A 20170-nucleotide genomic window follows, 5' to 3' on the forward strand; every position below is an offset into this window, starting at 1 on the left:
ACAGGGCGGAGTATCCGTCGCCGCACTCGTGCTGGTACCGCTACTCGCCGTCGCGGGAGGCGACGATTTCCGTGCCTTCCTCGATTTCGGCGCCGGCGTGCTGTCGCTGCTGTCCCTGTCCGGGGCCGTCGTCTGGGGTCTGATAGCCACCGACCGGTTACTGCTCTCCCCACGGCACCGGCTGCTGGCCCAAGGCGTCCACCGGGCGACGGCGGTGGCCTCGCTCGGCTTTCTGCTGCTGCACGTCACCGTCAAGGTCTCGCTCGGACATGTGGCGCTGATCGGCGCCCTGGTGCCGTTCGGCCTCGGTGTCGACGGCGCCAACGGCCTCATCGGCTTCGGTTCGCTCGCCGGACTTCTGATGATCGTCGCCGCCACGACCGGTGCGATGCGCAGCGCCTTCGCCCTCCCCGGCCGGTTCGCGGGACGCTGGCGGGCGGTGCACATGCTGGCCTACCCGGCCTGGTGCTTCGCTCTTGTGCACGGCCTCTTCGCGGGCCGTCCCGCGGCCACGTACGTCACCACGCTGTACTGCCTCACCCTGGTCGGGGTGGCCGCCGCCGTGTCCGTACGGCTCTTCCCCCGCCCGCTCAAGCACCGGATCGCCGAGAGGATCGTGTCGCTGACCGGCGCGACCGGAACGAGCGGGGCGGACGGAACGAGCGGCGCGACCGGAGCCGCCCGTGAGGGCGCGGAGACCGAGCCGTCCCGGCGCGATCTCGCCTCGGACCCGCTCCCGGGCGCGACGGGCGTTCCGCCGCGGCCACGGTACGTGGGGCGCCTCCAGCGCGAGCCCGCCACGCCCGGCCCGTCGCTGGGATCGCCGCTCGACCCGCCCCGTACACGGCCGCGGCTCACCGCCCCTTCCCCTCCGCTGTACGAGGCGCCCCGGCCGCCGGCCGTTCCCTTCCCGGCCGTCGATCCCACGGCCGACACCTTCGTCGCCCCCCGTGCCGGCACGTACCAGGACCTCGGCGCCGATCCCCTCTCGGACACCGGTACGGGCATCTCCGCCGGCTACCGCGCGGTCTCGCTCGGGGCGGAGGCCACCACGCGGATGCCGGCGCCACCCCCGTCCCCGGGACCGCCCTCCGGAGGGATACCGCTGGCCGAGCGCATACCGATGACCGAGGAGATCCCGGTCGTCCCCGAAGAGCCCACGAGCAGGCAGGGCGGCTGGCCGGCCCCGTCCCCGCCCCCACCCGCGCGGGCCTTCGCTCCGCCCACGTCGACCCCCTACGACTCCGGCGCGATCCCGACGTACGAGAACGGCGCGAGCGCCGCGTCGCGGTACGCCCCGGATACGCCGCCCCCGTACGACGCGGGCCCCACCTCGGCCTATGGCCCGACGGGGGCGTCCCCATACGGCACCGGCGCCTACGACACCGGATCCGTCCCCGCGTACGGGACGACGGGCCCCGTTCCCCCGTACGACACGGGCTCCACCCCCGCCTACGACAGCAGGTCCTACGACAGCGGGTCGTACGACGGGCAGGCGTCGGCCTTTCCCGGCCCGGCCGCCCCCGGCCCGGCCACCTCCGGCCCCGCCTCCCCAGGGCCCGCCACGCCCGATCCCGCCGATCCCCCACCCGGCCCCCTCTATCCGCCCCCGGCCGGGGAACCCTGGCACGCACCCGCAGGAGACCGACCGTGAACACCCCGCTCCCCGATGTCCCCGAAGTCCGCGTCGTCGGCCTCCCCCAGCTGACCCAGGGATTCGACCTGGTCGAACGCCTCGATCTGTCCATGCATCTCAAGGTGCACGGCCCGCTGGAACCGATGACCGGCGAGCGGCTGGCACAGCTCGCCGAGAACATCTCCCTGACCGGCCGCGGCGGCGCGGGCTTCCCCTTCGGCAAGAAGCTGCGGGCGGTCGCCAAGGCCGCGATCCGCCGCGGCGTACGGCCGGTCGTCGTGATCAACGGCAGCGAGGGCGAGCCCCCCTGCCGCAAGGACACCGTCCTGATCAACCGCGCCCCGCACCTCATACTCGACGGCGCGCTGCTGGCCGCCGAGGCGCTCGGCGCCCGCACGCTGGTCGTCGCCGTCACCCGCAACTCCACCGAGATCTCGATCCGCGGGGCCCTCGCCGAACGCGGACTGTCCGACCGGCGCGGTCAGGCGCTGCGCGCGCGGGTGATCCGTACCCCCGAGCGTATGGTCTCGGGCGAGGCGTCGTCCGTGATCCGCGCCATCGACGGCGGGCCCGCCCTGCCGCCCGGCCGCCGCGAGCGCGCCGCCGAGTCCGGGGTGGCCGGTCTCCCGACCCTGCTGTCCAACGCCGAGACCTTCGCCCAGCTGGCCGTCGCCGCCCGTATCGGCGCCCGCCGTTACGGCCACACCGGGCTCGACAGCGAGCCGGGCACGGTCCTGCTCACCATCTCCGGCGCGGTCGCCCGTCCCATGGTGGTCGAGGCGCCGTCAGGGGTACCGCTGCGGTACGTCCTCCAGATGGCCGGTGCCCCGCCGATGCCCCAGGGCGTCCTGACCGGCGGCTACCACGGCAACTGGATCGACGCGATGGCCGCGCACGAGGCCGTCATCTCCAAGGAGTCCTTCGCTTCCTTCGGCGGCGCGCTGGGCGCGGGCGCGATCCTGCCGATCGGCCCCGAGACCTGCCCCCTGGGTGAGGCGCTGCGGGTCGCCAACTGGCTGGCGGCCGAGACGGCGGGGCAGTGCGGCCCCTGCAAGCTCGGGCTGCCCGCGGCGGCGGGCGGCCTCTCCGATGTCATCAACGGCGGCGGCCAGGCCGCGCTGGAGGCGCTGCGCGCGGTGACCCAGGCGGTCAAGGGCCGGGGAGCCTGCAAGCACCCCGACGGCTCCGCGCGATTCTTCGCCTCCACCCTGTCGGCGTTCACCGACGACCTCGCCGCGCATGTGCTGGACGGCGGCTGCGGGCGCGAGACGACGGGAGTGCTGCCGCTGCCGGGTCCTGGCTACCAGGAGACGGAGGAGTCCATTCCGAGCGGGGAGAAGCTCGCCGTGGACTGGACGCTGTGCCAGGGCCACGGTCTGTGCGCGGACATCGTCCCGGAGCTGATCCGGATGGGGCCCGACGGCTATCCGGCGCTCGCGGACGCGTCGGTTCCGATGCATCTGCGCGGGCGTGCGCAGCGCGCGGTGCGCCGATGCCCCGCGCTCGCGCTCCGTATCGAGCAGCCCGCGCCGGTGCGCCCCGAGCGGTCCGCACGCGTGGCGCTGCCGCCCAGCGGTGGCCGCAAGGCCCTGGACAGGTAAGAGGCCGCGCACATAGGTGGGGCGGCCTCTCAGTCCGAGGTCCCGTCCGCCCGGAAGTCCCGTCCGCCCGGACACGGTTGAGACCTCCCGGTCGGCGCTCGCCCAGCTCGGGCGCCCGCCGACCCGGAGACCTCCCCCACACAGAAGCGGGCCACCCGATCCGGGTGGCCCGCTTCTCCTGCTGTTGAATACTTCTGATCCGCTGTGACAGCCGAAAAGATGTGGAGCTAAGGAGAATTGAACTCCTGACCTCCTGCATGCCATGCAGGCGCTCTACCAACTGAGCTATAGCCCCTTGCGATGTGCCGCTCTCCAGGCTCTCCCCTCGGCGGCATCGCCAACATTACACGGTCCCTCCGGCTCACCACCAAATCGTTTCCGGTGTGAACGGATAAGACCGATACGCCCGGTACTGTCGGCCCTCGTGACCGTCGCCACGCTCCTGCGGAACACTCTCCGAAACCCCTCCGACCGGCGCTCCCTCCTGCTCGCCGCCTCGGTCTGTCTGCTGTCCTTCGCCACGTTCTGGGCGGCGCAGCGCGCGGCCGGGGTCTCCATGATCGATCTGATGGTCTATCGCGCCGAGGGCCGCACCGTGCTGGACGGCCGGGATCTGTACGCGATGCGCGCGACCTCCGTTCAACTCCCGGCGACCTACCCGCCGTTCGCCGCGCTGCTGTTCACCCCGCTCACCCTGCCGGACGTTCCCGGGCTACGTACGCTCGCCACCGCCGGAAATCTGCTGCTCCTGGTCGCGTTCGTGCGTCTGTCCCTGCGGCTGACGCTCCCCCCTGACCGGCTCCCCCGGCCCTGGGTCACCGCGCTCTGGGTGGCCGCGGTCGCCGTCTGGTGCGAGCCGGTCTGGACGACCCTGCGCTACGGGCAGATCAATCTGCTGCTCGCGGTGGCGGTGGTGTGGGACCTGACCCGCCGCGACGGACACCGCTGGGCGGGCGCGGGCACCGGCCTGGCCGCCGCGGTCAAGCTCACCCCCGCGCTCTTCGCCGTCCTGTTCCTGATCGTCGGGCTGGTACGGGCCCGGGAGGAGGGCTGGAATCCGTGGCTGCGGCGGGCTTCGACGGCCGCGCTGGCCTTCTGCGCGGCGACGCTGGCGGCCGCCACCGTTCTCCCCCGCGACTCGCTCCACTTCTGGTCCGTGACCCTCTTCGAGACGCACCGGGCGGGCAGCGCGGAGAACACCGCCAACCAGTCGCTGCGCGGGGTCCTCGCCCGGCTGCTGCACACGGGCGAGCCGGCGCTCTGGTGGACCGCCACGGCCGCCGCGGTGGCGGCACTCGGCCTCGCGGCGGCGGTCGCGGCGGCGCTGCGCGGGGAACGTGCCGCCGCCATGGCCGCCTGCGCGGCGACGGCGCTGCTGGTCAGCCCGGTCTCGTGGTCGCACCACTGGGTGTGGTGCGTGCCGATCGCGCTGTTCCTCGGGGCGCGCGCCGGGGCCCGGTGGGCGCTCGTCTCGGCGCTGGTCTTCTGCTCGTACGCCCTGTGGTGGGTCCCGCACGGCACCGGCCGCCCGGAACTGTCCCAGGGCGCCACCGAGATGGGCCTCTCCGCCCTCTATCCCCTGACGGCCGCCGCCCTGATCGGGTACGTGGCCGTGTCCCCGGTCAGGCCGTGGCGAACGAGTAGAAGCGCTTGAGCGTGCAGTGCTCGTCGAGGAGCCGTCCGTAGATCGGCTCGCCCTCCAGCTCCCGGTACGTCTCGATGGGGTCGCCTTTTATGATCAGCGCCCGCGCGCACTCCTCGCACCAGTACTGGTACTCGGGGTTGAGCGGATCCATGTCCCGGACGATCGGCGTACCGCTGCCGCACCAGTCGCATTTACGCCTGTGTGCACCCATCACTCAGCTCCAGCTGTGGCCGCAGGCCGTGCACACGTAGGAAATTCCGGCATTGTCACCAAGTACTTGAGCCACATGGGACGAGCCGCACGAAAGACAGCTGAGGCCGGTGCGCGCCTGCGCCGCGCCGAGCAGCTCATCGGGTTCCTCGACGCTGCAGGCGGACATGTGCGCGCTCCCTCCCCATGCGGTCCGTCGCCCCCCTCCGGCGGTCCGATTCTGCCACGCCGAGGACTGGGGAGCAGCCTGAAAAAGCCTGCCTGTTAGGGCTTGTACCGGACGCGGGGCCGCCGGCCGGTGAGCCCCCGGGCGGTGGAGAGGGCGCGCGCGGGGACGAAAGTCCCGAAACCAGAAATCCCGCCCCTTGCCAGGGACGGGATCCGAAGGATGAAGCGGATTGTGGAGCTAAGGAGAATTGAACTCCTGACCTCCTGCATGCCATGCAGGCGCTCTACCAACTGAGCTATAGCCCCGCGTGTTCCCCGCGCTCAGCGCCGCGAACAAGAAGAACTTTAGCCTGTGACCAGCCGGAAAGCGAAATCCGGCCCCATCGCCGCCGGGGGCCGTTCAGTCGTCGTCACCGAGGACCGGTTCCGGGAGGGTTCCCGCGTTGTGCTCCAGGAGCCGCCAGCCGCGCACGCCCTCGCCGAGGACGGACCAGCAGCAGTTGGAGAGCCCGCCGAGCCCCTCCCAGTGGTGGGCCTCCAGGCCCAGCAGATGGCCGATCGTGGTGCGGATCGTGCCGCCGTGGCTGACCACGACGAGCGTGCCGCCGTCGGGCAGCTTGTCGGCGTGGTGGAGCACGACGGGCGCGGCGCGCTCCGCCACCTCGGTCTCCAGCTCACCGCCGCCGCGCCGCACCGGCTCACCGCGCTTCCAGGCCGCGTACTGCTGCCCGTACTGCCCGATGATCTCCTCATGGGTCAGGCCCTGCCAGGCGCCCGCGAAGGTCTCGCGGAGCCCGGAGTCGTACGCGATGTCGTGCCCGGTGATCGCGGCCAGCTCACGGGCCGTGGCCACGGCCCGCCGGAGGTCGGAGGCGATGATCGCGTCCGGCTTCAGGGAGGCCAGCAGCCGGGCGGCCCGGTGTGCCTGGGAGACACCGGCTTCGGTCAGCTCGATGTCCGTGGTGCCCTGGAAGCGCCGCTCCAGATTCCACGCCGTCTGGCCGTGCCGCCACAGGATGACGCGGCGGCCCCTGCCGCCCTTGCCGCCGTTCAGCTCAGCTCACCGTCCGTGTCACCGGAGACCCCGGCGCGCTCCCCGCCGTCGCCCACCGACTCGGCGTGCTCCGCGGCCTTGCCCCGGGTCTTGACGGCGTCCTCGGGAAGCGGCAGTTCGGGGCAGTCCTTCCACAGTCGCTCCAGCGCGTAGAAGACCCGCTCCTCGCTGTGCTGCACATGCACGACGATGTCGACATAGTCGAGGAGGATCCAGCGCGCGTCGCGGTCGCCCTCACGGCGCACCGGCTTGGCGCCCAGCTCCTTCTGGAGCCGCTCCTCGATCTCGTCGACGATCGACTTGACCTGACGGTCGTTGGGCGCCGACGCGAGCAGAAAGGCATCGGTGATCGACAGCACATCGCTGACGTCGTACGCGATGATGTCGTGCGCGAGCCGGTCGGCGGCCGCCTGTGCGGCGGCGTTGACGAGCTCGATGGAACGATCAGTAGCGGTCACAAGCAGGCTTCCGTCGGTGGTCATGGAGATACCAAGGATCTCACGGACCACCGACGGCCGGTGCGGCGCGGGAGCGGGGCCGGGGCCGGGCGTGACGCCCCGGTAGGCCCGTCCCCGTCGGCCTCAGTCGACCTCGTAGTCCTGGCCGAGGACGACGGACACATCCGCGTTCGTGGCAGCCTTGCCCTTCTTCACCGCGCCGGCCGGCAGTCCGAGGGTCTTGGCGACCTCTTCCGCCTCCGGCTTCTTGGCCTGGTCACCATAGGTGACCTGCGAAGATGTCACCACCTCGGCCGTGCCTGCGTCCACGAAGGCATAGCCGCCGTTGACCAGCGAGATCCGGGAGGACTCCGCCGCGTCCTGGTCCCCGCTGGCGTTCTTCACCCCGACGCGCACGGCCGAACCCTGCTCCGGAGCGCTGACCGAACCGCCCAGGATGTCCTTCACCACACTCTCGGCGGCCTGCTCGCTGAGCAGACCGTTCTGCTGGACGGGCAGCAGCACGGTCTTGTAGTCGCCGACCTTGGCGTGCTCGGCCAGCTTGGCGAGGGAGGCTCCCAGGTCCTTCTCGGGCAGCGAGGGATCGAGGATCTGCGCCAGGGTCTCGACGGTGACCGTGGCGGCCTGCGGGTCGTCCGACATCTTCCGCAGCACCCCCTGGAGGACCTGGCCGAACCGCTGGAGCTGCTTGGACTCCGGCTCGCCGGGCGCGCTGTACGTGGCGTAGGCGACGGCCATCCGTCCGCTGAGCGTCTGGTTCTCGCCCTTCTTGACGATCGGGTCGTCGCCCTTCTTCGCCCCGGGCACCTCGACATCGGTGGTCAGGTCGATCGTGCCGACGAGTTCGACGAGGTTCTCCAGATAGGGGGTGTCGAGCCGCCAGGTACCGGTGATCTTGGTGCCGAGCAGCGTGCCGATGGCCTCGCGCGTTCCGTCCGAGCCGTCGTCGTCGACGGACTTGCCGAGCGTGGTCGAGACGCCGTCGTCATCGGCGACGGAGAGGGCGTTGGGCAGCAGGATGGTGGTGCCCCGGCCGGTCGTGGAGTTGTTGACCAGCAGCGCCGTGGAGGTGCCCTTCTCTTTGGTGTTGTGCAGATGCACCACGATCACATCGCGCTTCTGCGGCCCCGTGGCGGTGGTCTTCTTCTCGTCCGCGGCGCCGAGACCGGGCAGCTTGCCCGCGTACCAGAGATAGCCGACGCCGCCGGCGGCCGCGAGGACGAGAACCACGACGAGGGCCACGATCCGGCTGCGGCCGCGCCGCTTGGCCTCCTCGCGTCGCTCGGAGCGGCTCTCGGTGAACTTCAGCCAGTCGATGACGTCTTCGGAGTCCTCGTCCGGCTCCTCTATGAACGAGAACTGCTCGGTCCGGTAGTCACGGTCCTGGCCGTCGGGGCGCCGCTGCTCCGGTACGGGTACGGACGCGGGCGCCGGAGCGGGCGCGGCGGCCTGCTCGGGCGCCGGATCCTCGGTCCGCCCCTGCTGCTGCGGGATGTTCCACTGCTGGGTGGTGTCGACGCCGACGGGCTGCTGCTGCCCGGTGTCGTAGCCGTAGCCGTCGTATCCGTACGCCTGCTGCTGCGGCGCCTGTTGCTGCTGAGGCGGTGACGGCTGGGCGTACGGGTCGTACTGCTGCTGGGGCTGCCCGGTCTGATGGGCCTGGGTGTACGGGTCGTATCCGTACCCCTGTTGCTGCTGCGGTGGCTGCTGTGGCTGTTGATGCTGTGGCTGCCCGTAGGCGTCGTACTGCTGCCGCTGGGGCTGTTGGTACACCGGCTGCCCGTACTCGTCGTAACCGACGATCCGGGGCCGCGTGTCATACGGGTCGTACGGATCGTACGGCTGCTGCTGGTCGTTCACCGGTGCCCCTCTCCGTGGCTCATGCGCCGCGGTACAACTGCCGCTTGTCGATGTAGCGCACCACACCGTCCGGCACCAGATACCAGACCGGATCGCCCTTCGCGACCCTCCCCCGGCAGTCGGTCGACGAGATCGCCAGCGCGGGCACCTCCACGAGGGAGACCCCGCCCTTGGGCAGTCCGTCGTCCGTCAGATCATGGCCCGGCCGGGTCACTCCGATGAAGTGGGCGAGCGAGAACAGCTCTTCGTGGTCCCGCCAGCTCAGGATCTGGGAGAGCGCGTCGGCTCCGGTGATGAAGAAGAGGTCCGCGTCGCCGTGGACGGCCCGCAGGTCCCGCAGCGTGTCGATCGTATAGGTCGGGCCGCCGCGGTCGATGTCACTGCGGCTGACCGAGAACTGCGGATTGGACGCGGTGGCGATGACCGTCATCAGATAGCGGTCCTCGGCCGGGGAGACCGCGCGCTGGCTCTTCTGCCACGGCTGGCCGGTCGGCACGAACACCACCTCGTCGAGGTGGAACAGGGCGGCCACTTCGCTGGCCGCCACCAGGTGTCCGTGGTGGATCGGGTCGAATGTCCCGCCCATCACGCCGAGTCGGCGCTTGCCACGACCCGATCCGGGTTCACGACCGCCGGTCGCTCGCTGCTCTCCCATGCGTCCAGAGCCTACTGGCACAAGATGACGCCCCGGTGTCAGCGGTCGCGGTTGAAGCGCGTGGTGATCCACAGCAGCAGAAGCAGCGCGAACAGGGCGCCGCCGCCGACGAGGTACGGGCTGAGGCTTTCGTGGTTGCCGCCGCGCTCTGCGCCCTCGGCGAGCGTGACCAGGTGGGCTGCGGTACCGGTGAGGCTCATCTTCTACGGGCCCTTTTCTTCGCGGTTGGGAGCGGGGACTTCGCGCACATCGTATGCGGGGGCCTCGGGCACGCTCACGCCGACTCAGTCGTTGTGATCGTTGTCGCGGTACCCGCGCAACAGGAACCAGGCGAGCAGGACGACTCCGACCATCGAGACGACCAGCACGATCCGCAACGTATCGCCCGGCCCCTGCTGGTCCGATGTCGCGGCGAGCAGTGTGACGATTTCCGGCATGTCGGGTGTGCTCCTCGGTCTCTTCCGGCCGGCGCCCGGGGTGACGGCTCCCGGGAAACACGGCCACGGGCCCCCGTCACACGGTAGACCCACCCCCTAGGGTGGGGGCCGTCAGGGGGACGAGCCTTGGACTCGTATGAACAGGGGATATCCATATGACCGAAGACAGTCACGAGGCAGCCACTCACGAAAACGTGCCGAGCAGGCAGCGCAAGCGCTTCCCGGGCATTTCCTCACGGGCGTACGAACACCCCGCCGACCGCTCGGCGCTGGTCGCCCTGCGCAAGCTCACCGGCTTCGACACGGTGTTCAAGGCGATGAGCGCACTGCTGCCCGAGCGCAGCCTGCGGCTGCTCTTCCTCTCCGACTCCGTGCGGGTCAGCGACGCGCAGTTCGCCCATCTGCACGCCATGATGCGGGACGCCTGTTACATCCTGGACCTGGAGAAGGTTCCCGCGATGTACGTGGCGCAGGATCCGAAGCCGAACGCCATGTGCATCGGGCTGGACGAGCCGATCATCGTGGTCACCACCGGGCTGGTGGAACTCCTCGACGAGGAGGAGATGCGGGCGGTCGTGGGCCATGAGGTGGGCCACGCGCTCTCCGGTCACTCCGTCTACCGGACCATACTTCTCTTCCTCACGAATCTGGCGCTCAAGGTCGCGTGGATCCCGCTGGGCAATGTCGCGATCATGGCGATCGTGACGGCGCTGCGGGAGTGGTTCCGCAAGTCGGAGCTGTCGGCGGACCGGGCCGGACTGCTGGTCGGCCAGGATCTCCAGGCCTCGATGCGCGGCCTGATGAAGATCGCCGGTGGCAATCACCTGCACGAGATGAACGTGGACGCGTTCCTGGAGCAGGCCGCCGAGTACGAGGCGGGCGGCGATCTGCGCGACTCCGTGCTCAAGATCCTCAATGTGCTGCCGCGTACGCACCCCTTCACGACGGTGCGCGCGGCCGAGCTGAAGAAGTGGGCGGAGAGCCGCGACTACCAGCGGGTCATGGACGGCCACTATCCGCGCCGCGAAGAGGACAAGGACACCTCGGTCACGGACTCGTTCCGGGACTCCGCCGCGCACTACGCGGACACCGTCCGCGGCAGCAAGGACCCGCTGATGAAGCTGGTCGGCGACATCGCGGGCGGCGCGGGCGACCTGGGCGGCAAGCTGCGCGACAGGTTCACGGGCGGGGGTGGCGGCAACGGCGGAAACAACGGCCGCCCCTCGGACGGGTCCACCGGCGGCGACGGCAAGGACCAGGGCAAGAGCTGAACCGTACGGAGAGCGGGCCGGGCCCGGCGGGCCGCGTCAGGCGGCCGGGCTCGGTTCCGCAGCGCGGGACAGCGTCCCGCAGAGCGCCGTGTGGGACGGGCCCGTCGCGTACGGGTCCGTGCCGGCCGGTTCACGGATCTTCGCCCGCTGGCCCGCCAGCAGGGGCCGCAGCGTGTTCGGCGGCTCCGCCGAGCAGGCCTGCGGCCCGGCCTGCACCTCACTGGTCACCAGTCGCGCCGTATGCCGCGGCAGCGCGTCCAGATCGAAGCGGAAGCGCAGCTCGCGCCGGACGGTGAAGAGCGAGGCCTCCCGTACCGGCTGCACGTCGGAGTTCGCCGGGCGCAGCGCGTAGACGAAGACATGGTCCGAGACCACCTCCAGCGTCCCGGGCGAGGTCTCCTGGTAGCGCAGCGTGCCGTGCACCCGCACCTCGTCGCCGGCCTGGGCCACCTTCGCCGGGTCGAAACGCACCAGCCAGCCGGTCGGGGCGTGCCGGCCGTCGTCGGCGGGTGAGGCGAATCCGGCGTCGAACTGGTCGAGCTGGTCCGCGTCGAGCAGCACCCGTACCGGCCGTTCCGAGCGGCCCTCGATGACGTCCGGGTCGAGCGAGGACGCCACCAGATAGTCCTTGACGGTGGTGAGCGCGGCCATCACCTGGCTCTCCGAGAAACCCCCGGTCTCCCGGACGGCGGGCATCGTGATCCCGGCGGCCCCCGCCCGGAACTGCGCGGCCGGGCTGTGCTCGAAGAGATCCGCGGGGGTGCCGCCCGGCACGGGCCCCTGGGGAGCCAGCGGGATCACCGACATCCGCACCTGGTCCACGGATCGGCCGGTGGCCGGCCGGTAGGGGTTGCGCAGGCCCAGATAGATCGCCGTACCGAACGCCAGGAGCACCACCAGGACCAGCAGCAGAAGCTGTCTCGAACCGCGCCAGAAGATCCCGTGACTCCGTCCCTTGACGGGTGGCGGAGGCTTCGCCGGAGGAACCCTCCGTACGGCGTCGGCGTGATCGGTCATCCGCTCCCGCGCCGAGAACTCCTGAAGGCGGGCCTCCCGGATGAAGGATTCGTCGAAGACGACGGAGCGGTACTCGTCGTCATCGCCGCCGGGCAGCCCCTCAGGTTCCCCTTCGGGTGGGTCTCCACGCCCTGCCATACCTTCAGGGTAGGTCGGCGGGGCCGAACATAAACGCTGGGCAAGCCGTGAAGTTCCGGGAGGCACGCGATCGGCCGTTCAGGTCGTGCCCGGCCGTTCGGGACGTGTTCAGGGGCGTTCGGGGCGCGTTCAGGGCGTGCGCGGCACCGCGGAGACCGCCGGTGCCGACTGGTTCGCGGACGCCGAGGGGATCCCCGGGGCCGGCTTGTCGATCCCGGTCGTGGCGGGCTGCGGCACCTTGCCGTCGCGGCTGTTGGAGGCACCGCGATAGACGGCCGAGAACGCCAGCGCGACCATCCCGATCCCCATCAGCAGGGCGAGCAGCCAGGCGACGGGCCGGTGCCAGCGGGCGGCGCCGCGATACGGCCGCAACGAGCCGCCGTGGCGTCCGTACGGCCCGGAGAGCGCGTCGGGGTCATCGGGGTCGTACTCACCGTTGTAGCCGGGCTCCGGCCCGTACGCGCCGTCCCGGCCGTACAACTCCTCGTACAGCTCGTCCTCGGGCCGTCCCCCGCCTGACCGCGGGCGGGCCGCCTCGGCCTCGGCGCGCGCCTGGGCGGCGGCCAACAGCCGTTCCACAGCGGAGGGTTCATGGATGGTGGCGGCATTGACGAAGTCCTCGTCGAACACCACGGGGGCGAAGTCCTTGTCCGCGCCACCGCGGTCGTCGTCGGGCTCCCAGCCGTCCGGGAACGGCCTGCCCCCCACGTCGTCCGGCACTCCTTCAGGGTAGACCTGGAGGGGTGTTTTGGGCAGGCGGAGTCCGAACTCTCCCGACTCCGTCTTCGTCACATCGCGGTTCCGGCGCCCGCCCGTCGTCACGGGCACCCCTGGCGCATCAGCGGCCCCACGGCTATCGCGTGTGGCCGTCGCCGATCACGATGTACTTCGTCGAGGTCAGCTCCGGCAGCCCCATCGGCCCCCGTGCGTGCAGCTTCTGCGTGGAGATTCCGATCTCCGCGCCGAAGCCGAACTGGCCGCCGTCGGTGAACCGGGTGGACGCGTTCACAGCGACTGTCGTGGAATCGACCAATTGGGTGAATCGGCGGGCCGCGGCCTGCGAGGTGGTGACGATCGCCTCCGTATGACCGGACGACCAGAGCCGGATATGGCCCACGGCGGCGTCCAGCGAGTCGACGACCGCGGCGGCGATGTCGTACGAGAGGTACTCGGTCTCCCAGTCCTCCGCCGTGGCCGGCACGATCTCCGCCTTCGAACCCGCGCCGTACGCGAGCACCCGCTCGTCGGCGTGGACCGTGACCCCGGCGTCGGCGAGCGCGTCCAGCGCGCGCGGCAGGAACGCGCCCGCGATGTCCTGGTGGACGAGGAGCGTCTCGGCGGCGTTGCAGACGCTGGGCCGCTGCGCCTTGGAGTTGATCAGGATCTCGACGGCCATGTCGAGATCGGTCTCGGCGTCCACATAGACATGGCAGTTGCCGGTGCCGGTCTCGATGACGGGGACGGTGGACCCCTCGACGACGGCACGGATCAGCGAGGCGCCGCCGCGCGGGATCAGCACATCGACCAGGCCGCGGGCCCGCATCAGCTCCTGTACGGCGTCCCGGCCCTCGCCGGGCACGAGCTGTACGGCGTCGGCGGGCAGCCCGGCCCCGCCGACGGCGTCGCGCAGCACCCGTACGAGGGCGGTGTTCGAGGAGATAGCCGAGGAGGAGCCGCGCAGCAGCACCGCGTTGCCCGACTTCAGACAGAGCGCGGCGGCGTCCACGGTGACATTGGGGCGGGCCTCGTAGATGATCCCGACCACGCCGAGCGGCACCCGCACCTGGCGCAGGTCGATGCCGTTGGGCAGCGTCGAACCGCGTACGACCTCACCGATCGGGTCGGGCAGCGCCGCCACGTCCCGTACGTCCGCGGCGATGGCCCGCACCCGCTCCGGTGTCAGCGTCAGCCGGTCGATGATCGCCTCGCCGGTCCCGGCCTCCCGGGCCCGCGCGATGTCCTCGGCGTTGGCCGTGACGATCTCGTGGGTACGGACTTCCAGCGCGTCCGCGATCGCCAGCAGCGCGTCGTCCTTGGCCGCGCGCGGCAGTGGCGCGATATCGGCGGCCGCGGAGCGTGACCGGTAGGCGGCCCTGGCGACCGGGGAGAGGTTGTCGTACGGCGAGAGCGAGGTCATGCCCGCAGGGTAGTGCGCGCCCTGCGGGCATTCCGCACGTATTCCGGACTCCGAGACACTTCCGGAGGGAGATCAGAACGGATGAACGCCCACCGGGGCCGCCGGTGGCGGGCCGTAACCCTCCGCGATCCGCTGGTGATACGTCTCACGGTCGATGACCTCAAGCCCGACGATCTTCCACGGCGGCAGCTTCGCGCTCGACCGGTGCTCGCCCCAGAGCCGCAGCGCGACGGCCGCGGCGTCGTGCAGGTCCCGGGCTTCCTCCCAGTACCGGATCTCCGCGTGATCGTTGGCGTACCGGCTGGTGAGCAGGAAGGGATGGTCATGGGCCAGCTGCTCCAGACCGCGCCGGACCTCCGGCAGCGGAGCCTCGGCGCCCGAGACGCTGAGCGTGATGTGCCAGAGCTTCGACAGCGCACGGCCCTCCGCGCGCGCGTCCGATCTCGATACGACCTCCCGCTGTTGCTCGTCGTCGAAGTCGTCCCCCGCTTCGACGCTGGTCAGGGCTCGTTCCTCGCCCGCGGCCCTCCGGGCGTGGGCGCTCCCCCCGGTCCCTCGGGGCACCGCCCCCGGGCGCGCTCGTCTCACCAGCGGCCTCCTGTTGATGCGTTGTCGTGCTGTACCCCGTCTGTACCCCTGGGACAAAGTTGACCAGTCCCGGGCAGGGCATGGGGCGGTTTTGGTGAAGGTCCCTGTTCAAAGACCGGAGTTTCAGCCGTTTCAGGGGTGGGTCAGGGATTGAGGATGACCAAATCGTCTCTGTGTACGACCTCACGCTCGTAGGCGGGGCCCAGTTCGCGGGCCAGTTCGCGGGTGGAGCGGCCCAGGAGCTGGGGGATCTCCTTGGCGTCGAAGTTGACGAGTCCGCGGGCGACCGGGCGGCCCGCCGTGTCCCGCAGCTCCACCGGGTCACCGGCACTGAACTCGCCCTCGACGGCGGCGATCCCGGCCGGCAGCAGTGAGGTGCGCCGCTCGACGACGGCCCGTACCGCCCCGTCGTCCAGGGTGAGCGCGCCCTGCGGGGTGGAGGCGTGGGCGAGCCACAGCAGCCGGCCCGCGGAGCGCCGTCCGGTGCTGTGGAAGTACGTACCGGTGTCCCGGCCCGCGAGTCCGTCGGCGGCGTGGCTCGCGGAGGTCAGCACCACCGGGACCCCGGCCGCGGCGGCGATCCTGGCCGCCTCGACCTTGGTGACCATGCCGCCGGTGCCCACCCCCGCCTTGCCCGCGCTGCCGAGGGAGACGCCCGCCAGATCGGCGGGGCCGCGCACCTCCGCGATCCGGGACGCGCCGGGGGTGCGGGGGTCGCCGTCGTACAGCCCGTCGACATCGGAGAGCAGGACGAGCAGATCGGCCCGTACGAGATGGGCGACGAGGGCGGCCAGCCGGTCGTTGTCGCCGAAGCGGATCTCGTCCGTGGCGACGGTGTCGTTCTCGTTGACGACGGGGACGGCGCCCATGCCGAGCAACTGGTCGAGGGTGCGGTACGCGTTGCGGTAGTGGGCGCGGCGGCTGGTGTCGTCGGTGGTGAGGAGCACTTGTCCGACGCGTACGCCGTAGCGGGCGAAGGAGGCGGTGTAGCGGGCGACCAGCAGTCCCTGTCCGACGCTGGCGGCGGCCTGCTGGCGAGCCAGGTCCCGGGGGCGGCGCTCCAGCCCGAGGGGGGCGAGCCCGGCGGCGATGGCGCCGCTGGAGACGAGCAGGACCTCCTTCTCGTCACCGCTCCCGGCGCCGCGTCTGACCTGGGCGAGTACATCGACGAGGGCGTCGACCCGGTCGGCGTCGAGCCCGCCGGACGCGGTGGTGAGCGAGGAGGAGCCGACCTTGACGACGATTCTGCGGGCCTGTGCCACCGCGTCCAGCCGTACCGTCGCGCCCTGCCGTGCCGCTGCCACGTGCTGTGCCTCTGCTCTCACTGTCGGCCACACCTCACCGGCCGACCGCTCGCCGGCTGGTCGTCCGCCGGTGGCTCAGCGTACGCGGGCGACTCCCCGGCCGACGAGGCATTTCAGTGGGTGGGACGCGACCCGTGGGCCCGTCTCCTGTGTCAAATCCGCGCCTCCGGCACAACCGGATGCCGGTGAAGACAGTCTGTCAGGTGTAACAACAGTCGGGAAACGTTCCCGCCCGCGCAGCGATAAGCTGGCCCCCACGGCGCCCGCACCCTCGCCGATGACGGCGGCTCCCCCCACTTGCATCCCCCCGCGCAACCACACACGAGATGGGCCAATCAGCAATGCCAGTAAAAGTGAGCGTCGTCATTCCGGTGTACAACCCGGGTAAGTACATCGACCCCTGCATCGATTCACTGCTGGCCCAGACGCTGCCGGCCGCTGACTTCGAAGTGCTCTTCGTGAACGACGGGTCGACCGACGACAGCCCGGCCCGCCTCGACAAGCTGGCGGCCGAGCATCCTCATTTCCGGGTGATCCACATCCCCAACTCGGGCTGGCCCGGCAAGCCGAGGAACATCGGCGTCGCCGAGGCCAAGGGCGAGTACGTCCAGTTCGTGGACCAGGACGACCACATGGCGTCCGACGCGCTGCGACGGCTGTACGAGATGGGCCACCGCAACGGGTCCGACATCGTGATCGGCAAGGTCGCGTCCAATTTCCGCGGCGTCCCGCACGGCGTGTTCAGAAAGAACCGCGAGAAGTGCGACCTGAGCAATGCGCCGCTGTACGACAGCCTCACCCCGCACAAGATGTTCCGTACGGAGTTCCTGCGCGAGAACGGCATCGCGTACCCCGAGGGCAAGCGGCGCCTGGAGGACCAGCTGTACATGATGGAGGCGTATTTCCCCGCCAAGGTCGTATCGATCCTGGGGAATTACACCTGCTACTACTACTCGAAGCGGGACGACGGCCAGAACGCCGGCTCCGCCAAGATCGTGCCGGCCGGCTACTACGGCAACCTGCGCGAGGTCCTCAAGGTCGTCGTGGAGAACACCGAACCGGGTGAATTCCGGGACCGGCTGCTGCGGCGCTTCTACCGGGTCGAGATGCTCGGCCGGCTGAGCGAGCCGTCCGTGCTCAACTACACGCCCGAGTACCTCGACGAGATGTGCGACGCGATCCGTCCGCTCGCCGACGAGTTCATGCACGACGGCGTGCACGACGGCCTCGGCTCGCTGGTCAGGCTCCGCTCCACCCTGCTGCGCGCCGACGACCGCCAGGGGCTGCTGAAGATCGCCCGCTTCGCCAAGTCGGTGAAGGGCGCGGCCCGGCTGGAGGACTTCGACTGGCAGCCGGACGGCAAGGCCGCGCTGACCTTGACCGGCCGTCTGGTCCACGGGGAGGACAAGGAGCCGCTGCGGCTGGTCCGCCGTGACAAGCGCTACTTCCTGCACCCGGACATCACCGAGGGTCTGCTGCCGGACGGTGAACTCTTCGATGTCACCGACGAGATGGACAGCTTCAAGGGCGAGATCTCGCTGCGTAACCGCGAGACCGCCGTCGAGTGGCCGTGCGTCGCGGAGTTCACCGCCAAGATCGAGGCGCTGGGCGACGACACGTACGAGGTCGTCCTGCACGGCACTGGCCAGGTCACCAGCGAGGCGGTCAAGGGCCGCGGCCGGGTCTCCCGCGGCTTCTGGGACATCTGGGTTCCGCTGCGCGGACTCGGACTGGTGCGCAAGGCCAGGCTCGGCGCGGACCGCGCCGCGTCGGTCGACGCCAAGTGCCTGCCCGCGCTGCTCGGTTCGCCCGCGCGGCCGGTGATCCCGTACTTCACCGACCCGCACGGCAACCTCACCCTCGATGTCGCGGGCCGCGCCAAGAAGATGGCCACCTATCTCGCGGACCGGCCCGCGCTGCGGATGCCCGGCAGCCGTCCCGAACTGCGTCTCGATGTCTTCACCGGCACCAAGTCCGGTTCGCAGGCGGTCGAGTTGGTGCTGACCCCGGCGGACGGCACCGCGCGGACCGCGCCGTCCACGCTCCGTCCCGACCAGGGCCGGGCCCACCTCGGTGTCCCCGCCCGGGTGCCGGACCTGCCGGCCGGACCGGCGCAGCTCGCGGTGCGGCTGGACGGGCCGAAGGGCCCGGTGCTGCCGCTCTGCGAGGTGCCCGTGGGCCAGGGCGGCCGGATCCGGCTGGACCAGAGCGGTCTGGACGTGGTCGATCCGCTTCTCGTCCGGGTGGTGACGGTGAAGCGCCGCAGAGCGACGTTGCGCCGGGTGCTCCGCTCGGCCGGCGGTCCGATCGTGCGCCGGCTGCCCTCCTCGGCGCGCAAGAAGGTGCGCCGTCTCGCCGCCCGTCTCTGACCGGCCGCGCCCCTCTTCTCCCGAGTCTTTCCCGAGCAATGAGCGACAAGCACAGAGAACACAGAACAAGGACGTGATCACATGCGGCAGCTCTCGGTCGAAGGCGCCTGGGTACATGAGCCGAAGATCTTCCCGGACAGCCGTGGCAGCTTCCACGAGTGGTTCAAGGCCGCGGACCTCACCGAGGCGGCCGGCCACCCGCTGCGTCTCGCCCAGGCGAACTGCTCCGTGTCCAGCCGCGGCACACTGCGCGGGATCCACTTCGCCGATGTGCCGCCCAGCCAGGCCAAGTACGTGAAGTGTGTACGCGGCGCGGTCCTCGACGTCATCGTGGACATCCGGGTCGGCTCCCCCACGTACCGGCAGTGGGACGCGGTGCGGCTGGACGATGTGGATCACCACGCCGTCTATCTCGCCGAGGGGCTCGGCCACGCGTTCATGGCGCTGACGGACGACGCGACGGTGGTCTATCTGTGCTCCGAGGGGTACGCCCCCGGGCGTGAGCACGGCATCAACCCGCTGGACCCGGCGCTCGGTATCGAGTGGCCCGAGGGCATCACCCCGCTGCTCTCCGAGAAGGACGCGGCGGCGCCGACGCTCGCGGAGGCCGAGGCCCAGGGCCTGCTCCCGTCGTACGAGGACTGCACGGCCTACTACGCCGAGTTGGCCGCCCGGGGCTGAGCCGGCAAGGCGCGCGTACGGAAGGGGCCCGAGCGATCAAAAATCGCTCGGGCCCCTTCCGTTCGGTCCGCCGGATCAGCCGGTGACCGCCTCGATCTGCCGGCGCAGCGGCGCGAAGGCCGACCGCGAGCGGCGCAGATTCCGGGCACGGGCCAGACCGGGCCAGAAACCGGCCCCGAGCAGCGCCTCGGGCCGTACCGCGTTCTTACGGACCAGCACCTCTTCGGGCACGTCCTGCGGGTCCGGGACGACGTACTCCTCGATGATCTTGTCGTACGCGTCCTTCAGCACCGTGCTCTCCGGGTTCGCGCCGAAGATGGCCACCACCCCGGTCGGCTCGGTGTCGACGTCGACGACCAGCAGGTCGGGGCGGTACCGCCGCAGGACCGTGGCCACCTTGTAGACGTCTCCGGCCCAGAACTTGGTGTGGCGGTCACGCGCCGCCTCGTCGACGTCGCGCGGCAGCATGTCGTCCAGGACGATCACACTGGACCAACGGGAGTGCTTCTCGACGTTCATGAAGTCACGCAGCGCGAACTCGAAGAGATGCATGCCGTCGATGAACGACAGCTCCAGCTTGGGATCGCCGCCGAAAAGATTGACCGGGTCGCGCCGGGCGAGCGCGCGGAACGGGTTGCGGCCGTTGCGCAGATGGATCAAGGGATCCTTGCGAGCGAAGAAGTCGTCGCTGGTGGCCTTGACCAGGTGGACATCACAGCTGATGTCCGTAACGACCCGGAACGCCGGGTCGACCGCGACCGACGGAACACGGGACAGAGCCAGACTGCGGCCGTCATTGACCCCGATTTCCAGGTAGGTGCGGGGCTTGTACACACGGTGCAGTTGGCGCAGGAAGCCGTGGCGATCCACGTAAGGGGCCCTTCACTGAGAATCAAAAACAACTAGGGATTGATTCTCAGTGAACTTAGTGGGCCTACAGG

19 protein-coding genes and 2 tRNA genes are annotated in these 20170 nt (G+C 70.7%); 6 read left to right on the plus strand and 15 right to left on the minus strand.

Features of this window, described 5'->3' with window-relative positions:
• The first annotated feature begins 28 nt into the window (after positions 1-28).
• Together ACIRQP_RS09850 and ACIRQP_RS09855 are read left to right on the plus strand one after the other, a co-directional pair.
• Positions 29-1654: a hypothetical protein gene (locus ACIRQP_RS09850; protein WP_403886093.1), complete on the plus strand. Its 1626-nt coding sequence runs from the start codon at positions 29-31 to the stop codon at positions 1652-1654.
• The gene (locus ACIRQP_RS09855) at positions 1651-3237 is read left to right on the plus strand and encodes an NADH-ubiquinone oxidoreductase-F iron-sulfur binding region domain-containing protein (protein ID WP_403886096.1); all 1587 of its coding nucleotides are present in this window, start codon (positions 1651-1653) and stop codon (positions 3235-3237) included. The genes ACIRQP_RS09850 and ACIRQP_RS09855 overlap by 4 nt, the downstream gene beginning before the upstream one ends.
• Positions 3238-3459: 222 nt before the next feature.
• Here the strand turns inward: ACIRQP_RS09855 and ACIRQP_RS09860 are convergent.
• Positions 3460-3532 (minus strand) — tRNA-Ala (locus ACIRQP_RS09860).
• 129 nt (positions 3533-3661) lie between these two features.
• Between ACIRQP_RS09860 and ACIRQP_RS09865 the strand changes: the two genes are divergently transcribed.
• Positions 3662-4891, plus strand: a complete 1230-nt coding sequence (locus ACIRQP_RS09865) for a glycosyltransferase 87 family protein (RefSeq protein ID WP_403886099.1) — start codon at positions 3662-3664, stop codon at positions 4889-4891.
• On the opposite strand, the gene ACIRQP_RS09870 is transcribed toward ACIRQP_RS09865, so the two are convergent.
• The 8 genes from ACIRQP_RS09870 to ACIRQP_RS09905 form a co-directional block, all read right to left on the minus strand.
• A complete protein-coding gene (locus tag ACIRQP_RS09870) occupies positions 4860-5093 on the minus strand; it encodes a hypothetical protein (protein ID WP_030352343.1) in 234 nt (77 codons plus the stop codon). The two genes, ACIRQP_RS09865 and ACIRQP_RS09870, sit on opposite strands and share 32 nt — an antisense overlap.
• Positions 5094-5493: 400 nt before the next feature.
• A tRNA-Ala gene (locus ACIRQP_RS09875) sits at positions 5494-5566 on the minus strand.
• 94 nt (positions 5567-5660) lie between these two features.
• On the minus strand, positions 5661-6314 hold the full coding sequence (locus tag ACIRQP_RS09880) for a histidine phosphatase family protein (protein WP_403886380.1): 654 nt from the start codon (positions 6312-6314) through the stop codon (positions 5661-5663).
• The gene (gene rsfS / locus ACIRQP_RS09885) at positions 6311-6772 is read right to left on the minus strand and encodes a ribosome silencing factor (protein ID WP_403886102.1); all 462 of its coding nucleotides are present in this window, start codon (positions 6770-6772) and stop codon (positions 6311-6313) included. Before rsfS ends, ACIRQP_RS09880 begins: the two co-directional genes overlap by 4 nt.
• 123 nt (positions 6773-6895) lie before the next feature.
• Complete coding sequence (locus ACIRQP_RS09890) at positions 6896-8632, minus strand: LCP family protein (RefSeq protein ID WP_403886105.1); 1737 nt, start codon at positions 8630-8632, stop codon at positions 6896-6898.
• A 19-nt stretch (positions 8633-8651) separates the two neighbouring features.
• On the minus strand, positions 8652-9287 hold the full coding sequence (gene nadD / locus ACIRQP_RS09895) for a nicotinate-nucleotide adenylyltransferase (RefSeq protein ID WP_403886108.1): 636 nt from the start codon (positions 9285-9287) through the stop codon (positions 8652-8654).
• A 38-nt stretch (positions 9288-9325) separates the two neighbouring features.
• Positions 9326-9487, minus strand: a complete 162-nt coding sequence (locus ACIRQP_RS09900) for a hypothetical protein (RefSeq protein ID WP_383011811.1) — start codon at positions 9485-9487, stop codon at positions 9326-9328.
• A gap of 84 nt (positions 9488-9571) precedes the next feature.
• Positions 9572-9724, minus strand: coding sequence for a hypothetical protein (locus ACIRQP_RS09905; RefSeq protein WP_403886112.1), 153 nt, complete (start codon positions 9722-9724; stop codon positions 9572-9574).
• A 155-nt stretch (positions 9725-9879) separates the two neighbouring features.
• Between ACIRQP_RS09905 and ACIRQP_RS09910 the strand changes: the two genes are divergently transcribed.
• Positions 9880-10995 carry a M48 family metallopeptidase gene (locus ACIRQP_RS09910; protein ID WP_403886115.1) on the plus strand — a complete coding sequence of 372 codons (1116 nt, stop codon included), beginning with the start codon at positions 9880-9882 and terminating at the stop codon, positions 10993-10995.
• Between the two features lie 36 nt (positions 10996-11031).
• Here the strand turns inward: ACIRQP_RS09910 and ACIRQP_RS09915 are convergent, their stop codons facing one another.
• From ACIRQP_RS09915 to proB, 5 genes are all read right to left on the minus strand, one after another.
• Positions 11032-12150, minus strand: a complete 1119-nt coding sequence (locus ACIRQP_RS09915; RefSeq protein WP_403886118.1) for a hypothetical protein — start codon at positions 12148-12150, stop codon at positions 11032-11034.
• Between the two features lie 129 nt (positions 12151-12279).
• Positions 12280-12870, minus strand: a complete 591-nt coding sequence (locus tag ACIRQP_RS09920; protein WP_403886121.1) for a hypothetical protein — start codon at positions 12868-12870, stop codon at positions 12280-12282.
• Positions 12871-13003: 133 nt separating this feature from the next.
• Complete coding sequence (locus ACIRQP_RS09925) at positions 13004-14287, minus strand: glutamate-5-semialdehyde dehydrogenase (RefSeq protein ID WP_403886123.1); 1284 nt, start codon at positions 14285-14287, stop codon at positions 13004-13006.
• A gap of 72 nt (positions 14288-14359) precedes the next feature.
• Positions 14360-14875, minus strand: a complete 516-nt coding sequence (locus ACIRQP_RS09930; protein WP_403886126.1) for a hypothetical protein — start codon at positions 14873-14875, stop codon at positions 14360-14362.
• A gap of 143 nt (positions 14876-15018) precedes the next feature.
• A complete protein-coding gene (gene proB / locus ACIRQP_RS09935) occupies positions 15019-16137 on the minus strand; it encodes a glutamate 5-kinase (RefSeq protein WP_403886383.1) in 1119 nt (372 codons plus the stop codon).
• Positions 16138-16532: 395 nt separating this feature from the next.
• Here proB and ACIRQP_RS09940 point away from each other — a divergent pair, with 395 nt between their 5' ends.
• Entirely contained in the window at positions 16533-18548 is a 2016-nt protein-coding gene (locus ACIRQP_RS09940) for a glycosyltransferase family 2 protein (RefSeq protein WP_403886128.1), read from the plus strand.
• A gap of 81 nt (positions 18549-18629) precedes the next feature.
• Positions 18630-19229, plus strand: a complete 600-nt coding sequence (rfbC, locus tag ACIRQP_RS09945; protein WP_403886131.1) for a dTDP-4-dehydrorhamnose 3,5-epimerase — start codon at positions 18630-18632, stop codon at positions 19227-19229.
• Between the two features lie 75 nt (positions 19230-19304).
• Here rfbC and ACIRQP_RS09950 read toward each other — a convergent pair whose 3' ends face one another.
• Positions 19305-20099, minus strand: coding sequence for a class I SAM-dependent methyltransferase (locus ACIRQP_RS09950; protein ID WP_129771097.1), 795 nt, complete (start codon positions 20097-20099; stop codon positions 19305-19307).
• Between the last annotated feature and the right edge of the window lie 71 nt (positions 20100-20170).

Source organism: Streptomyces sp. NPDC102274 (assembly GCF_044766385.1).
In the GTDB taxonomy this organism is placed as follows: domain Bacteria; phylum Actinomycetota; class Actinomycetes; order Streptomycetales; family Streptomycetaceae; genus Streptomyces.

Coding starts and splice junctions, on each gene's coding strand:
- ACIRQP_RS09870 (WP_030352343.1), bottom strand. CDS start 5,093: ATGGGTGCACACAGGCGTAAATGCGACTGGTGCGGCAGCGGTACGCCG.
- nadD (WP_403886108.1), bottom strand. CDS start 9,287: ATGGGAGAGCAGCGAGCGACCGGCGGTCGTGAACCCGGATCGGGTCGT.
- ACIRQP_RS09900 (WP_383011811.1), bottom strand. CDS start 9,487: ATGAGCCTCACCGGTACCGCAGCCCACCTGGTCACGCTCGCCGAGGGC.
- ACIRQP_RS09905 (WP_403886112.1), bottom strand. CDS start 9,724: ATGCCGGAAATCGTCACACTGCTCGCCGCGACATCGGACCAGCAGGGG.
- ACIRQP_RS09910 (WP_403886115.1), top strand. CDS start 9,880: ATGACCGAAGACAGTCACGAGGCAGCCACTCACGAAAACGTGCCGAGC.
- ACIRQP_RS09915 (WP_403886118.1), bottom strand. CDS start 12,150: ATGGCAGGGCGTGGAGACCCACCCGAAGGGGAACCTGAGGGGCTGCCC.
- ACIRQP_RS09925 (WP_403886123.1), bottom strand. CDS start 14,287: ATGACCTCGCTCTCGCCGTACGACAACCTCTCCCCGGTCGCCAGGGCC.
- rfbC (WP_403886131.1), top strand. CDS start 18,630: ATGCGGCAGCTCTCGGTCGAAGGCGCCTGGGTACATGAGCCGAAGATC.